Annotated in this window: 14 protein-coding genes and 1 riboswitch; of the genes, 11 read left to right on the top strand and 3 right to left on the bottom strand. The window is 44.6% G+C overall.

Annotated features, from left to right (window positions below; genetic code table 11):
* Window positions 1-59: 59 nt before the first annotated feature.
* The 4 genes from OCV44_RS18345 (at window position 60) to OCV44_RS18330 (ending at window position 2,902) form a co-directional block, all read left to right on the top strand.
* Window positions 60-284, top strand: coding sequence for a hypothetical protein (locus OCV44_RS18345; protein WP_170213679.1), 225 nt, complete (start codon window positions 60-62; stop codon window positions 282-284).
* Between the two features lie 15 nt (window positions 285-299).
* Complete coding sequence (locus tag OCV44_RS18340; RefSeq protein ID WP_065612846.1) at window positions 300-1,511, top strand: MFS transporter; 1,212 nt, start codon at window positions 300-302, stop codon at window positions 1,509-1,511.
* Window positions 1,512-1,736: 225 nt separating this feature from the next.
* Window positions 1,737-2,462, top strand: coding sequence for a sulfite exporter TauE/SafE family protein (locus tag OCV44_RS18335; protein ID WP_198589777.1), 726 nt, complete (start codon window positions 1,737-1,739; stop codon window positions 2,460-2,462).
* Between the two features lie 77 nt (window positions 2,463-2,539).
* Window positions 2,540-2,902, top strand: a complete 363-nt coding sequence (locus OCV44_RS18330; protein WP_139683479.1) for an MmcQ/YjbR family DNA-binding protein — start codon at window positions 2,540-2,542, stop codon at window positions 2,900-2,902.
* 54 nt (window positions 2,903-2,956) lie between these two features.
* Here the strand turns inward: OCV44_RS18330 and OCV44_RS18325 are convergent, their stop codons facing one another.
* Window positions 2,957-3,703: a phosphatase PAP2 family protein gene (locus tag OCV44_RS18325; protein WP_139683480.1), complete on the bottom strand. Its 747-nt coding sequence runs from the start codon at window positions 3,701-3,703 to the stop codon at window positions 2,957-2,959.
* Window positions 3,704-4,086: 383 nt separating this feature from the next.
* A riboswitch (FMN riboswitch) is annotated at window positions 4,087-4,237 on the top strand.
* Between the two features lie 186 nt (window positions 4,238-4,423).
* Between OCV44_RS18325 and ribB the strand changes: the two genes are divergently transcribed.
* The 6 genes from ribB to OCV44_RS18295 all read left to right on the top strand — a co-directional run bounded on the left by ribB (window position 4,424) and on the right by OCV44_RS18295 (window position 11,598).
* Window positions 4,424-5,080: a 3,4-dihydroxy-2-butanone-4-phosphate synthase gene (gene ribB / locus OCV44_RS18320; protein WP_139683481.1), complete on the top strand. Its 657-nt coding sequence runs from the start codon at window positions 4,424-4,426 to the stop codon at window positions 5,078-5,080.
* A 325-nt stretch (window positions 5,081-5,405) separates the two neighbouring features.
* Complete coding sequence (locus OCV44_RS18315; RefSeq protein WP_139683482.1) at window positions 5,406-6,941, top strand: ABC transporter substrate-binding protein; 1,536 nt, start codon at window positions 5,406-5,408, stop codon at window positions 6,939-6,941.
* On the top strand, window positions 6,934-7,947 hold the full coding sequence (locus OCV44_RS18310; protein WP_139683483.1) for an ABC transporter permease: 1,014 nt from the start codon (window positions 6,934-6,936) through the stop codon (window positions 7,945-7,947). The genes OCV44_RS18315 and OCV44_RS18310 overlap by 8 nt, the downstream gene beginning before the upstream one ends.
* On the top strand, window positions 7,944-8,819 hold the full coding sequence (locus OCV44_RS18305) for an ABC transporter permease (RefSeq protein WP_139683484.1): 876 nt from the start codon (window positions 7,944-7,946) through the stop codon (window positions 8,817-8,819). Before OCV44_RS18310 ends, OCV44_RS18305 begins: the two co-directional genes overlap by 4 nt.
* Window positions 8,816-10,276 (top strand): ABC transporter ATP-binding protein, encoded by a 1,461-nt coding sequence (locus OCV44_RS18300; RefSeq protein ID WP_139683485.1) that lies wholly within the window; start codon window positions 8,816-8,818, stop codon window positions 10,274-10,276. Before OCV44_RS18305 ends, OCV44_RS18300 begins: the two co-directional genes overlap by 4 nt.
* Window positions 10,277-10,734: 458 nt before the next feature.
* Window positions 10,735-11,598 carry a hypothetical protein gene (locus tag OCV44_RS18295; protein WP_139683486.1) on the top strand — a complete coding sequence of 288 codons (864 nt, stop codon included), beginning with the start codon at window positions 10,735-10,737 and terminating at the stop codon, window positions 11,596-11,598.
* A 130-nt stretch (window positions 11,599-11,728) separates the two neighbouring features.
* Here OCV44_RS18295 and OCV44_RS18290 read toward each other — a convergent pair whose 3' ends face one another.
* Both OCV44_RS18290 and OCV44_RS18285 read right to left on the bottom strand, forming a co-directional pair.
* Window positions 11,729-12,382 carry a cupin domain-containing protein gene (locus OCV44_RS18290; protein ID WP_139683487.1) on the bottom strand — a complete coding sequence of 218 codons (654 nt, stop codon included), beginning with the start codon at window positions 12,380-12,382 and terminating at the stop codon, window positions 11,729-11,731.
* Between the two features lie 149 nt (window positions 12,383-12,531).
* Entirely contained in the window at window positions 12,532-13,437 is a 906-nt protein-coding gene (locus tag OCV44_RS18285) for a LysR family transcriptional regulator (RefSeq protein ID WP_139683488.1), read from the bottom strand.
* 226 nt (window positions 13,438-13,663) lie between these two features.
* On the opposite strand from OCV44_RS18285, the gene OCV44_RS18280 reads away from it, so the two are divergent.
* A complete protein-coding gene (locus OCV44_RS18280; RefSeq protein WP_139683489.1) occupies window positions 13,664-14,383 on the top strand; it encodes an SDR family oxidoreductase in 720 nt (239 codons plus the stop codon).
* Window positions 14,384-14,434 lie beyond the last annotated feature (51 nt).

Raw genomic sequence — 14,434 nt, 5'->3', positions numbered from 1 at the left:
ATCTCACTCGTCATTATGATGCGCGACTTCTTACAACATAGAGCGCATGTAAACACCTTATGTTTTCACAATCTCTTTTTGCCCAACTGGCCAGAATGACGCTATTTCTCGTCATTAGTTTGGTTATTGTGCATCACAGTCAGCCATTGATTGATCTCTTGGCTCAGCATGCCGTGAGCAGTGGCTGCCACCAGCAGTCAGCGCATGAGCACTCCGATCACGAGCATCACCATGATATGACTGAACAACCCATATCAGAGCAAGACCACTCACACCACCATTAATTTAAGAGTATTAGAATGAGCATTTTCCGTTTTCCTTTACTGGTATGGCTTGGGATAGGCACACTTATTATCAGTCTAGGGATCAGACAATCATTCGGCATTTTCATGATGCCAATTTCAGAGCATTTCGGCACAGGTCGCGAGTTTTTCAGCTTCGCGATTGCGCTACAAAATCTATTGTTCGGCGTGTTCCAGCCATTTGTTGGTATGGCAGCTGACAAATGGGGAGCCAGACGCATCATTATTGCTGGCGCATGTGCTTACGGTTTAGGTTTACTTCTTACCTCAATTTCTACCGAATCGAGCATGCTTTACGTTTCACTAGGTGCACTGGTTGGCCTTGGGTTAAGCGCGACAAGTTATGTGATCGTGCTTGGCGCAGTAGCGAAAGTAGTACCGGCAGAGCACGCGGCTAAAGCGTTTGGCTTAACCACGGCCGCAGGTTCATTTGGTATGTTCGCGGTGATTCCGGGCGCGCAATACATGTTGAACGAATTTGATTGGCAGAGTGCAATGCAAGTGTTTGGCGTGCTGTGTTGTTTCATGATCTCTTTTGCCCTGTTTATGCGAGCGCCTAAAGCAGCCTTAAACAAACAAGCGCAAGCAGAAGAGAACCAAACACTGAAAGAAGCACTGTCTGAAGCGTTTGCTCATAAAGGTTACTGGTTAATTCACGCGGGCTTCTTTGTGTGTGGTTTCCATGTAATGTTTATCGCAACGCACTTACCTAGCTACTTAGCAGATAAGAACTTGCCTGCGAGCAGCGCTGCTATGGCACTGGCTTACGTTGGCATCTTCAACATCTTCGGGTCTTACTTCTGGGGTGTGATGGGCGACAAGTTCAGCAAGCGCCACGTTATGTCTGCACTGTACTTAGTGCGTACTGTAGTTATCGGCGCGTTTGTCACTCTACCAGTAACGGAATCAACGGCTGCTATCTTTGGTGGGGCGATTGGTTTCTGTTGGTTGGGTACGGTTCCGCTAACGTCTGGCTTAGTTCGTCAGATCTTCGGTGCTCGTTACCTGTCGACGCTTTACGGCTTGGTGTTCTTTACTCACCAAGTGGGTAGCTTCTTAGGCGCTTGGGTTGGTGGTCGTATTTACGATTACTACGGATCTTACGAGCCAATCTGGTGGTCAACAGTGGTACTGGCATTTGCGGCAGCGCTTATCCATTTACCGATCAACGACAAGCCGATTGAGCGACTGAAATTGGCAATGGCTTAACGTTATACGCAGACTCCCCCCACTAGCGTAAACAACAAGTCGTTCCAATAAAGCGAGTGAATATTGAAAGGAAGTATCCTGAGATATTCACTCGCTTTTTTGTTGGTCGTTATAATCGAAATGATAACTAGCGAAACTTGCACAAAGCTCAATGAATATTAAGACTATTCTTTTCGTTTTAATTTATAGTACTCACTCGCTCCTTTAAAACTAACCCGCAGGCTTATGGAATACCTAGATCAGACTGTCCTTATCGCAATGGCACTCATTTTTGCTGGCTCGTTTGTGCAAACCGCAATCGGCTTTGGTTTGGCTATTGTTGCAGCCCCACTGCTGTTTTTAGTCTCTCCAGACTATGTACCTGCACCTATCTGTTTAATTGGCCTATTTATCTCGTTATTCAACGCTTTTAAACATCGAGCGAACATCTCTATTGGCGGATTAAAAATCGCATTACTAGGACGCATTCCAGGCTCACTGGCAGGCGGTGCCTTGCTGGTGATGGTTTCAACAAGCGTGCTGTCTCTGTGGTTAGGTTTATTGGTGGTATTTGCCGTGATTGTTAGCCTACTACCATTCAGACTCGAACCAACCCCGATCAAGATGGGTATTGCAGGGTTCTTCTCTGGGTTCTTTGGCACCAGTTCTGGTATTGGTGGTCCACCGATGGCGCTACTGCTGCAACACCAAGATGCCAATCAACTGCGTGGTAACTTGTCTGCCTTTTTCGTATTTAGTTCCATCATTTCATTACTGGTACAGATCCCTATAGGCTTCTTCACTATGCACCATTTGATCATCACAATCCCGTTACTGCCTGCGGCTTGGTTGGGTTACAAAGTGGCATTGATGACGACACAAAGCATCCCTAAAGAGAAGATACGCATTGGTTCATTGCTGCTATGTTCTATCAGTGGTTTTACTGCAATCTGGCAGGGGTTAGCTGGTTAGCGATAAAGACCGGGAAGAAGAGAAATTCTTAGAAAACCAAAACAGATCAAACACCTAATAGATAAAAAGGACGTTCTATGACTTACGACGAATTCAATGCATTCTGCGAGTCACAACCTGCCACTAGCTATGTGATGCAGTGGAACAACTCGCACGTTTGGAAAGTAGGTGGCAAGGTGTTTGCGATTGGTGGTTGGGGACCGAAAGATGAGCCTGCATTTATCTTCAAGGCATCCGATCAGAATTTTGATTTTCTCAAAGAAGAGCAGGGATATAAACCCGCGCCCTACTTTGCTTCGCGCGGAATGAAGTGGATTCAGCTTTTTGATAGCACATCAGAAAGGGATGAGGAGCTAAGATATTACCTCACTGAATCACACCGAATTGTTTCATTAGGGCTAACCAAAAAGAAACAAGCAGAACTAGGGCTCAATCAATAACGTTTATCACGTATTGTTAATCTGAGCCCTTCTTTTTGCCGTGAGGAAGGATCCCTAAGAAGTCTGTTTCAAAAATTCAGGTAAATAGCGTTCTATTTTTTGCTCTGAGATAAGCGGCACCAATAGATAAATTAACCCCGCAAAGGCGATAGATCCGGCTAAGTCTTCAGGGCGGTGCATACCAAGCCAAACGCGGCTATAGGCGACACCACCAGCCCAAACTAGCAAACCGCCGACTAAGTAAAAACGTTTCGCTTCCAGGAACAAGCCGCCAAAGAACGCCAGACACACGCCAACGAAAATCATGTGCCCAGATGGGAAAGAATAGTCAGTTTCACCTAGCCAATGACGTGTTCGCCACTCACTCACCTTATCTTGCACAGATGCAATCGCTGCGTTCTTTTCTACCAATGGCAGTTCGTAAAACAGCTCTGGCATTTCAACGACTTCTTGCGTCACCAAATACTCAGAATAAGGGCGCGGGCTTTCTGTAGAGTGCTTTAAGAAAGTTTTTGCTGCAAAGCTGAGAACCAACAACAAGCCGAGCTGCATACAAAGGCTGACGAGCTTAGCTTTGGAGAATTTCATCGTGAGCAATACCAAAGACAAAACAGCTAGCGTTACCAAGAACCCTTGATTACCCGCCGAGTAAGTCACAAACGTTATGAAGGCGCCTTGGAAAGGCGAAACCGCAGCCCCAAGGTCAAAATAAGATCCAAAGATCAAAAACGGTACGAGAGAAGACAAACTTAAAACGAGCAGTAGTAAGCCTTTGGATTTGTTAGAGAACGGAGATGTCATGACTAAGATCTTTTGGATAAAGTGGATGGATGCTAGCGCAGCTTAGCACTGCCAATATCAATTTTATGTCAAAACGGTCATTAAGCCGTCATGGTCTAACAATGTTCGATTGATGAACCTCTTGAGTATTGATTCGGTGAACGGCTACGCCAGCACCAATAATGTTCGACATCCACTTATGTTCATAGAGCAACAAAGACCACTCAAACCAGCTGAGACAAAGGCATTATCCCACTAAAGACTGCCGGACACGTTCTGCTGATAAAGTGAACACTTACCCGATTATAAGGCTGGAATCTGAAAAACTTTGCTGTCAGTCCTTTAAATCCACTATTGAAAGGATTACCATTTGGTCTGCTTTAAAAGCAAAACAGATTATTAATTTTTATTCTCAGGGCGGGGCGAAATTCCCCACCGGCGGTATGTTTTTAGCAAAATCTAAAGATAAGCCCGCGAGCGCTCGATTCGTCGAGGTCAGCAGATCTGGTGAGATGCCAGAGCCGACGGTCATAGTCCGGATGAGAGAGAATGAAAACACACTCGTTTAAGTTGGAAAGGTGTACCTATTTATTAGGTTCATGCCTCCAACTTAGACGGGTGCATTTCGTTTTGGATAAAACCATAATGAGCTAAAGTCGACTTGTAATGAGTCTGCTTTGTTGTGCTCGGTTGAGATCCCTCATACAGCCCTGATTCTGGTGATATTTTAGGAGTTTAACCATGAATCAGTCTTCACTACTTGCCGAATTTGGCGAACCAATCACTCGCGTTGAAAACGCACTGCAAGCTCTACGCGAAGGTCGTGGCGTACTTCTACTTGACGATGAAGATCGCGAGAACGAAGGCGACATCATCTACTCAGTAGAACACCTAACTAATGCGCAAATGGCGCTTATGATCCGAGAATGCAGTGGTATTGTGTGCTTGTGCTTAACAGACGAGCAAGCGAACCAACTTGAACTTCCACCTATGGTTGTTGATAACAACAGCGCAAACCAAACTGCGTTTACCGTCACTATCGAAGCAAAAGTCGGCGTAACAACAGGTGTTTCTGCCGCTGACCGTGTAACAACGATCAAGACAGCTGCAAACCCAACGGCTAAGGCTACTGACCTAGCTCGCCCTGGCCACGTATTCCCATTACGCGCTCGTAAAGGTGGTGTACTGGCTCGCCGCGGTCACACAGAAGGTACTGTGGATCTAATGCAAATGGCTGGTCTTCAATCAGCAGGTGTACTGTGTGAAGTTACCAACCCAGACGGTACGATGGCAAAAGCACCAGAGATCGTTGCTTTCGGTAAAATGCACAACATGCCAGTACTGACCATTGAAGATATGGTGATGTACCGCACTGAGTTCGACCTAAAACTGGCTTAATGCTTAGTGCTTAGTGCTTAGTATCCCGATATTTACTCAAGCGCATTGATCTAAACAGATTTAGGCTCACCAATTGAGCAAAGCTTATTTTAAGCAGGGTATAGTGACTGTCACTCAAACAGCTTTTACAGCTGATTGATACCGTCAAGTAAACCCTGTTAGCGTCTGAATAGCATCCCAAATTAGAGCCTCACTGATTTCAGTGGGGCTTTTTTCATACTCACGTCCGATAAAAAACCGATCCAATTAGCAACTATTATCATTAACAACACACAGCTGTTATGTTATAACATTGCAAATCATTACTCATCACTAGGATAAAAGCATGAAAAAGCTTGCCGCACTGGCGCTACTTTCCACCAGTGCACTACTCATATGGATATTTGTACCATCGAAAGAAACACAACCAACAACACTCAACATTTCAGGTCCCTTCGAGTTTACTGACCAAGATTTGTCGAAAAACGGCTATTTATTTACACGGTTACAAGTTGTTGAAGCGCTTACTGCTATCGACAAGTCAGGCAACGTCACACCGTTATTAGCGAAAGAATGGACAACGAGCGCAAACCATTTACGTTGGGAATTTACATTACGCCCAGACGTTGTTTTCCACGATGGTTCACCGCTTACCGCGCAAGCTGTTCAAACATCTCTTTCTCACGCTTTACAAAAACCTGGCGTATTAAAGCGAGTACCCATCAAAGAAATATCAGCTTCAGACAACCTTCTAGTCATTGAGCTATCTCAACCTTATCGACCATTACTGGCCGTACTAGCGCATTATACGGCAGCGATTGCAGCACCAAGTTCGTTTGATCAACAAGGGACAGTGGCGCAATTGAGTGGTACAGGCCCTTATAAAATCCAAGAATTACAAGCTCCTCATAAAGCGCATGTGGTCAAAAATGCTGACTACTGGGGTACAAAAGCCACGATTGAACATGTTCACTACCTTGCCGGTCACCGCTCTGAAAGCCGCGCTTTATTAGCACAAACCGGTCAAGCCGATCTAGTTTACACACTCGATCCAGCCAGTATCGACCTACTTGAGTCAGCAAAGAATGTTGAATTGGTGATGGAGTCCATCCCCAGAACGATCCTAATTAAGCTGAATAATGAACACCCACTTTTGAATCATTCAGATGTGCGTCAGGCGATAAGCCTGGCTTTAGACCGAACGGGTATTTCAAAACAAATCGTCCGCGTTCCTGGCTCTGAAGCGTATCAACTGTTTGCCCCTTCTCTTGGTGCATGGCACATCAATAACCTTGAGCAAACTCAGCGCAATATCGACCAAGCGAAAACATTACTCGCAGGGCAAGGTTGGCAGGAAAATGAGGAGGGTGTCCTTTCGCGCGAAGGTAAACCATTCGATATTACATTAACCACCTACTCAGACAGACCAGAGCTGCCTATCGTAGCTACCGCGATTCAAGCTCAGCTTAAAGAAGTCGGTATTCAAGTGAATGTTTCTATCGACAACTCAAGTGCAATTCCATCGAAACACAAAGACGGCACCTTAGAAATGGCGCTCGTGGCGCGTAATTTTGGTACTACGGCGGATCCCCTAGCCTTACTAATGCGCGATTTTGCGAGCCATAAAGGCAGTGATTGGGGGCCGATGAACTGGTCTTCTGATGAGTTCAGCAGCTTACTTCAACGTCTATCGGTTGAACCGAACCAAGACCACTATAATCAAATGACTCAAGAGGCTTCATCCATATTAGCGGATGAAATGCCACTGATTCCTGTGACTTTCTACACTCAGTTAGTTGCGGTCAATGAACGTGTTAACCACTTCTCTTTTGACCCATTTGAAATCAACTACCGCATCTCAGAGATGACGATTAATGATTAATATCTTAATCCGAAGATTACTCCAAGCCGGCTTTGTGGCTTGGAGTATCGGAACACTCACTTTCATTTTAATGCGCTTGTTACCCGGCGATTTTGCTTTTCGAATTGCAGCGGGTCGTTACGGTTACGATTATGTGGATGCAGATGCGGCACAAGCGGTTTACCAAGAATTAGGGCTTGATCGCTCGGGCTTGCAACTATACCTCGAATGGCTGTGGGACCTTCTTCATTTTGATTTGGGAACATCATTGATTAGTGGCGTCCCCGTCATTGACGAAATCAGCCACCAGCTCGGGCACTCAATTCTACTGGCAGTAGTCGCGACCATCATTTCTCTTGTCATTGCTATCCCAATAGGCATTTATTGTGGAAGACGTACCAACTCTTTTGCAGACCACTTCTCGCTATTAGGTTCCATCATCTTAAGAGCTCAGCCAGTCTTTCTGATTGGTTTGGCTTTGGTGATTATTTTTGCGTTACAGCTGAATTGGCTTCCTGTGGCAGGCTTTGGTCGAGTCGAATTTATTATTTTACCGGCCCTCGCCTTAGCGCTATCGCTGGCTGCAATGTCTAGTCGCCTTATAAGAAATGCCACTCACGATGCCATCACAGCACCGCACTTTTTATTCGCTCGTTTAAAAGGACTCAGTGAGGCGCAAGCTTTTCAGCATCACGCTCATAAACACATCGCTTTGCCTGTTATTACTTTTGTTGGCGTTCAAGCAACAGGGTTAATTGAAGGGATCATTATGATCGAGTCATTATTCTCCTGGCCGGGGATTGGTCATGCGTTAGCGCATGCGATTTTTCGCAGAGATATTCCAATGATTCAAGGCTCTGCGTTGCTGATGGGGTTATTGTTTGTGGTCATCAATACCTTAGTCGATCTTGTTAATTACCAATTAGATCCTAGGCAACGCCCCAATAAAACTTCAGGTCTATTTTCAAAATTCGCACCTGATAAACAGCAAGTAGAATCCGAGAACAAGAAGGTTAAGATCGTATGAATTTAACAAAGCCGCAATGGTTAGGCTTGATTATCCTAGCCGCCTTGTTATGCGTGGTCATTCTAGAACGGACTGTCTATCAAGGTGATATTGCCAAGCAAAACTTAGACCTCGCCTTCACAACGCCTTCTGTCGAAGAACCTTTAGGCCGAGACCATTTTGGGCGCAGTAATTTAGCGAGACTCAGCCATGCCATCAGCACTTCACTTTCCATGGCGTTGGTCAGTATTACCACCGCGGCGTTATTGGGAACGTCAATGGGAGTAATAGCCGGTTGGAAGCAAGGATGGTGGGATAAAATCTTTTCATTCAACGTGAACATGATACTCGCTATGCCCGGCCTAATTCTTGTTTTACTTTTTGCAGCTATGGTACCGGGATCATTTCTCATTCTTTACATCGCCATATCGCTCATGCTGTGGGTGGATTTTTTCCGTGTGTCACGTAACCGAACTTTGTCACTCATTCAATCGCCTGCTGTAGAGGCATCACGACTTTATGGGTTCAACCACTGGTATATTTTCAAACGTCACTTGTGGCCAGATTGCCGAAATGATCTATTCACCCTGTTCTGTTTTGGTACGGGTAATTCAATACTGGCACTTGCATCTTTAGGCTTTCTGCATGTTGGGCTTAAGCCGCCAGAAGCTGAGCTAGGCTTGATGATGGTTGAACTATTTCGTTACTACCACCAAGCCCCTTGGGTTTTGATTCAACCTGTACTGACCGTTTTTCTTCTCGTATTAAGTTTTCATTTATTAGCTCAAGGTAAACGTCTAACTCAGCAAAATAAACATTCGCATAATGAACCGAGGTCTAAACAAGAAAAGTTACAACCAGGAAAACAAGCGGACAAAGGAGTAACAGCATGAACGCAATGTTAAAAATTGAATGCCTGTCGATTCATACTGACACTCAAACCTTAGTCCAGAACTTAAGTTTAGATTTATATCCGCAGCGTCCGCTCACCATTTTGGGAGAAACAGGCGCGGGGAAAAGTCTAATCGCTGCAGCCGTCGCGGGCACATTGCCTGATGCGTTAAAACCAGAAGGCGACATTACTTTATTTGATGAGCTTAACCCTTTGAATCGAGAACGATTTTGGGGCAAAGAAATCGCATTATTACCTCAAGAACCTTGGTTAGCACTCAACCCGCTTCGTACTATAGGCGCGCAAATAAGCGAAGTTCATAAGCTGGTTTTAAACAAAGATCATCCCCAGAGTAGCGCCCTCACCCACCATGCACTTCAACAAATGGAACTGGACAAAGATGGAGATAAACACCCATTTGAACTCTCGGGCGGAATGGCACAACGTGCTGCGTATTTATGTGCGACTCAAGCCGGAGGCAAACTGTTAATTGCCGATGAACCCACAAAAGGCTTAGACGAAAGCCGACGTGATCACGTTGGGCAACTTCTCCTTTCTCACTGCCAACAACTTGAAAATGACAAACCCGGTGGCCTGCTCACCATCACTCACGACATTAAACTGGCTAAAATGTTAGGTGGTGACATCATTGTCATGAAAGAAGGGGAAATTGTTGAAAGAGGTGACGCTAAAGCCATTTTAGAGCAGCCACAAGCTGCCTATACAAAAGCGCTTATCCGAGCACAACCTGAGTATTGGTCACTTGATCAGCCAACTTCCTCACCATCTTTAAATGAATCAGGTAGTCACTCTGAACCCTCAGAGCTTGGTATACAAAGCGGACAGAAGCCACTGCTTGAAGTTGAAGATTTATCTATCTACCGCGATCAAAGAACGCTCTTTTCAGATCTCACATTCTCACTATCACAAGGTGAAATATTGGGAGTTTATGGTGACAGCGGATGCGGAAAATCGTCTCTTGCCGACACTTTACTAGGGTTGCACAACGACTTTTCCGGCAATATCGACTGGCTTCAAAAAATCGAAAAAGGACAACGCCTTAAGCTTTACCAAGATCCACCTAGTGCGCATTCCCCTCACACAACACTAAAAACGTTACTTGATGACTTATGTGCGCTTCACAAGCTCAACCGGTCCAAGATACCCGCACTTCTAGATAGATTGAGCCTTGATTCAGCTTTGCTTGAACGTCCAGCAAGCCAAGTATCAGGAGGAGAACTACAGAGGTTCGCGATTTTACGAGCGCTACTGATGAGCCCAAAATTGTTAATTGCAGATGAGCCCTCATCACGATTAGACCCCATCACTGCAGCACAAACGCTAAAACTGATTGTTGAAGTATCGAAAGAAGCGAATTGCGGCCTAATTTTGATTAGCCATGATCAACTGGCTTTGAGTAAGTTGTGTAATAAAGTGATCGACTTGTCGCGCTATTAATTAATGGATCTATTGATTCATGGATCTATTGATTAATGGATCTCTTAACTTATCGAACGATTGAGTTATTTAGCTATTTGGCTATCGACTTAGCGAACTATCGGCCTAAACGCGCTTCGCGGTTATCTGTCTTCTCAGTGACACATTCGTCGTAAATCTTTAGTCATATCTTCACCATCCACTCACTGAATATACATCTCTGTGTAACCCAATCTGACTAACCTTGTGTAAGAGGTTAGCCAGATTGTAGCTATTTAAGCTTCAGCCAAATCAAAGTCTAGGAACTGTAACAACCTATAACCTCTTCTATTGTTCTCACTCGAATGGTGAGGTGATGCACCAGTGTTGGTCATCCACAAGCGACCGTAAAACATAAGCCATTGAAATATAATGCTTATCAATTTTGGCACAAATTGTGAACTACCACTAAATAGGTATTCAGATATTAGGAGTTGAATATGTTGGTCGTTATTTCAGTGGGTTTATCCCTATTAGTACTTGCAGCGCTGTTTCATTTCTCAAAGAAAAGACAAACAGCGCTATCACACAGGTTTGAAACCTTAGTTCTACTCAGACAGTTATTGTTGCTATCACGCAAACATCGCGCGGCAACGCATTATGCTCTGGCTTATAAATTGTCTAGCGACTCAATTCGCAAAGTGAATGCGATTTACGACAACATACTTGAGGTGTCTGAACTGCTTCAATCTCATGTTTCGTTCGATAGCCGTCCTATGTACCGCATTTATCACCTCAAGCTCATCGCCATGCACAGTGACTGGCAAAATCGTAGCTTAGTACGTAACCAATCGATTCATGGCAAAACGATTCGTCACAGCATGTTTTTGATGGATGAGGTAATGATCATCTGGTTGATCCAATCGGAACGAGAAGAAATGAGCCGTGAGTACCACATGAACTGGCAACAGATCTTGGATTGCATGGAGACCCTAACCAAGTTACGAATGTCTATCCCTGGAATAGAAAAGGCGGATATGGAAAAACCTGAGGAGTATGCGAGATTCAAATTCTATGCATCTCAGACACACCGTAAACTCAACCAATTATCAATGATCTGCCCTATCAGTAGTGGCTCACCGATTTGTACACGTGCGATGCATGCACTCACAGAAATCGCATCGAGCAACGAATTAACCCAACCGGCAGATAGCTTATACGAATTAACCAGTGATATTTCTAGCATCGTATCGCAAGTTTACGACCAAGTATTATCTGACATGACCAAAAGCTTGTATCAACCTTTACCTGACATCAACGATAAGGCGATAAACACCCGATTATCGGTACACAGATACGTGTAAAGACTTCGTGAGAGGAGAGCGTGTGGAACTCTGAATTATTGAGTTCAAATCCGATATCACCTTTGATATCGGATTTTTGTATTTATGCGTTTATTCTGCATGTCTTTCTATAAAAATATTGGGGTCTCAATTATACCAAAGGCAGGTGACCTGTTTTCACTAGGATAACCGTCTCCTCTTCCACATAAGGGAAATGCTCGCTCATGTGCGGGCTACGCATCCATGTGTGTTTTGGATACTCGCCATGTTCATCTTTGAAAGTGCCTGACAACACAAAGATTTCTTCACCACCAAAGTGACGATGTAGCTGAAAACGTTCGCCAACTGGCCACTTCACTAACGCGACATGCTCGTGTTCGAACTCATGCAGAGGCATTACTTGCAAGCCACCAATGCCCGGAAGCCACTCCGTTTCTTGGGTATTGATACGAACTTGAGTTAAGTCTCTCGCATCAAACTGATTAAGCTTAACCAAGATCGTGCAGCCATTTTTGCTTGATGGAGAGTGCGCACTTCCCGGGGGATTACGGATATAAGTGCCTACAGGGAAATCTCCAGTTTCATCAGAGAAAACACCGTCTAATACGAATATCTCTTCGCCTTGCGGATGTGGGTGCTCAGAAAACGAAGATTCAGGATCATACTTCACAACGCTGGTCGTGTGACCAGACTCTTTCTCTTCTCTTTCTAGCGGCTTACGCCATACCCCTTTGGCAGGGCTCGCGATCCAATCTAATGATTCGGTTTCAATAACCAGTTTCTGTGAAAAGTCCATGTTGAACATAATAGCGACCTTACTCTTGTTATCGTTATGTCTTTATTCTGGGTAATTGTAGTGGCACTTGATGATACCTTTCTAACATTAGCACTCGCCCTACTGGCTTCGACATATTAACTATTAACTATTAACTATTAACTATTAACGGCAAAATATCAGCTAACCGGCATTTGCTCAAAACGTCCTTTCACAAAATCAATGAAGGTTCTGATTCTGCTTGGTTGATAGCGGTCTCGATGGTAGATCGCTGAAAAGTCCACTTTAGGCACCACCCATTCTTCAAATACTTGCAACAGTTGCCCGTCATTGAGCTCTTGTAAGCAATAGATGGTTGGAACACGAATAATTCCATTGCCTGATTTCGCGCCCTGTACCAACACTCGACCGTTTTTACATTGCAGCCTACCCGTCACATGCACATCGACCGTTTTCTTAGTGTCGTCCACCGCGTGAAAGCTCCACTTGCGCACCGAACCGGTTAAGCAATCATGATGGATCAGTTCTTTAGGGTGATTGGGCCTTCCTTTACGAACGAAATACTCTGGGCATGCGAGTGTTCCCATTTCAATGTCCAATAGTTTTCTTGCGATAAAACCCGCATCTTCAAGACTCCCCATACGAAAAGCGATATCGAAAGCGTCTTCAATCAAGTCGACTCGGTTACTACTAAAATCAAGGCTAATACTGATGTCTGGGTAGAGCTGCATAAACTCATTCACTAGATCCGCAATGATCACTTCACCCAGATAACCGCCGACACAGTTTACTTTTATGTCGCCGCGCACTTCTTCGACATCGTCCACAGCAGCAATCAACGCTTGGTCTATATTATCTAAGGCTTGTTCGCATCTCGCGTACAGATCTTGCCCTGCGTGCGTCAGCCTCAAGGTTCGAGTGGTGCGGATAAACAACGTCACACCCATCTGCTTTTCTAAACTACTCACTTGGCGTGATACGTGAGAACGCGAAACATCGAGTTCCTCCGCCGCTTTAGTAAAGTTACCTAAACGAGCGATAAGCACGAAAGAACGAATATCAGACAGGTTAATTTGATTGAGCATGGCCGCCAACTTACTTGTGAAATTACTAAGATATGAAGCTATAACGTAAACATCTTTATTGTTGCAATACAGCAACAGTGTTTCAAGTAAAGCGCTATATATCAACAATACTATTTTCCTTAATATACCTCCATCGCAACGAAGCAAGGCAACAAACACTTGATTCGAATGCACTTAAACAACACGTCGTAGACAAGCGACGCAATAAAAGTACAGAGGAAATAAAATGAAAAAACTAATCGTAATTACAGGTGCAAGCTCTGGTATTGGTGAAGCAATCGCTCGTCGTCTAAGCGATGAAGGTCATCCTCTGCTACTTTTAGCTCGTCGTATTGATCGCCTTGAAGCACTAAACCTACCAAACTCACTATCAGTGAAAGTAGACGTAACAGACAAAGCGTCTTTTGATACAGCAATCGCACAAGGTGAAGAGAAATTTGGCCCTGTAGACGCGCTAATCAACAACGCTGGTGCAATGCTTCTTGGTCAAATCGATACTCAAGACGCTCAAGAGTGGAAGACAATGTTCGACGTGAACGTAATTGGTCTTCTAAACGGCATGCAGTCTGTACTTGCTCCGATGATGGAACGCAACACAGGTACTATCATCAACATCAGCTCTATCGCGGGTAAGAAAACATTCCCAAGCCATGCAGCTTACTGTGGTACTAAGTTCGCGGTTCACGCTATTTCGGAAAACGTTCGTGAAGAAGTTGCCGCTTCAAACGTTCGTGTTACTACAATTGCACCGGGTGCTGTAGAAACTGAGCTTCTGTCTCACACAACATCTCAAGAAATCAAAGATGGTTACGACTCTTGGAAAGAAGACATGGGCGGCGTATTGGCAGCTGACGATATCGCTCGCGCGGTATCATTCGCTTACCAACAACCACAGAACGTATGTATCCGTGAAATCGCTCTAGCACCAACTAAGCAACAGCCATAAGCTTCAGTGATTAACTTGCATAGCGTCTGCGTTTAATTGACGTATAAAGAA

Source organism: Vibrio tasmaniensis, from assembly GCF_024347635.1.
GTDB lineage: Bacteria > Pseudomonadota > Gammaproteobacteria > Enterobacterales > Vibrionaceae > Vibrio > Vibrio tasmaniensis.
This window is presented reverse-complemented; position numbering and strand designations above follow the sequence as displayed.

Excerpts from the sequence above, each read along its gene's own strand:
- OCV44_RS18345 (WP_170213679.1), top strand. The coding sequence starts at position 60 with ATGTTTTCACAATCTCTTTTTGCCCAACTGGCCAGAATGACGCTATTT.
- OCV44_RS18340 (WP_065612846.1), top strand. The coding sequence starts at position 300 with ATGAGCATTTTCCGTTTTCCTTTACTGGTATGGCTTGGGATAGGCACA.
- OCV44_RS18335 (WP_198589777.1), top strand. The coding sequence starts at position 1,737 with ATGGAATACCTAGATCAGACTGTCCTTATCGCAATGGCACTCATTTTT.
- OCV44_RS18330 (WP_139683479.1), top strand. The coding sequence starts at position 2,540 with ATGACTTACGACGAATTCAATGCATTCTGCGAGTCACAACCTGCCACT.
- OCV44_RS18325 (WP_139683480.1), bottom strand. The coding sequence starts at position 3,703 with ATGACATCTCCGTTCTCTAACAAATCCAAAGGCTTACTACTGCTCGTT.
- ribB (WP_139683481.1), top strand. The coding sequence starts at position 4,424 with ATGAATCAGTCTTCACTACTTGCCGAATTTGGCGAACCAATCACTCGC.
- OCV44_RS18315 (WP_139683482.1), top strand. The coding sequence starts at position 5,406 with ATGAAAAAGCTTGCCGCACTGGCGCTACTTTCCACCAGTGCACTACTC.
- OCV44_RS18310 (WP_139683483.1), top strand. The coding sequence starts at position 6,934 with ATGATTAATATCTTAATCCGAAGATTACTCCAAGCCGGCTTTGTGGCT.
- OCV44_RS18305 (WP_139683484.1), top strand. The coding sequence starts at position 7,944 with ATGAATTTAACAAAGCCGCAATGGTTAGGCTTGATTATCCTAGCCGCC.
- OCV44_RS18300 (WP_139683485.1), top strand. The coding sequence starts at position 8,816 with ATGAACGCAATGTTAAAAATTGAATGCCTGTCGATTCATACTGACACT.
- OCV44_RS18295 (WP_139683486.1), top strand. The coding sequence starts at position 10,735 with ATGTTGGTCGTTATTTCAGTGGGTTTATCCCTATTAGTACTTGCAGCG.
- OCV44_RS18290 (WP_139683487.1), bottom strand. The coding sequence starts at position 12,382 with ATGTTCAACATGGACTTTTCACAGAAACTGGTTATTGAAACCGAATCA.
- OCV44_RS18285 (WP_139683488.1), bottom strand. The coding sequence starts at position 13,437 with ATGCTCAATCAAATTAACCTGTCTGATATTCGTTCTTTCGTGCTTATC.
- OCV44_RS18280 (WP_139683489.1), top strand. The coding sequence starts at position 13,664 with ATGAAAAAACTAATCGTAATTACAGGTGCAAGCTCTGGTATTGGTGAA.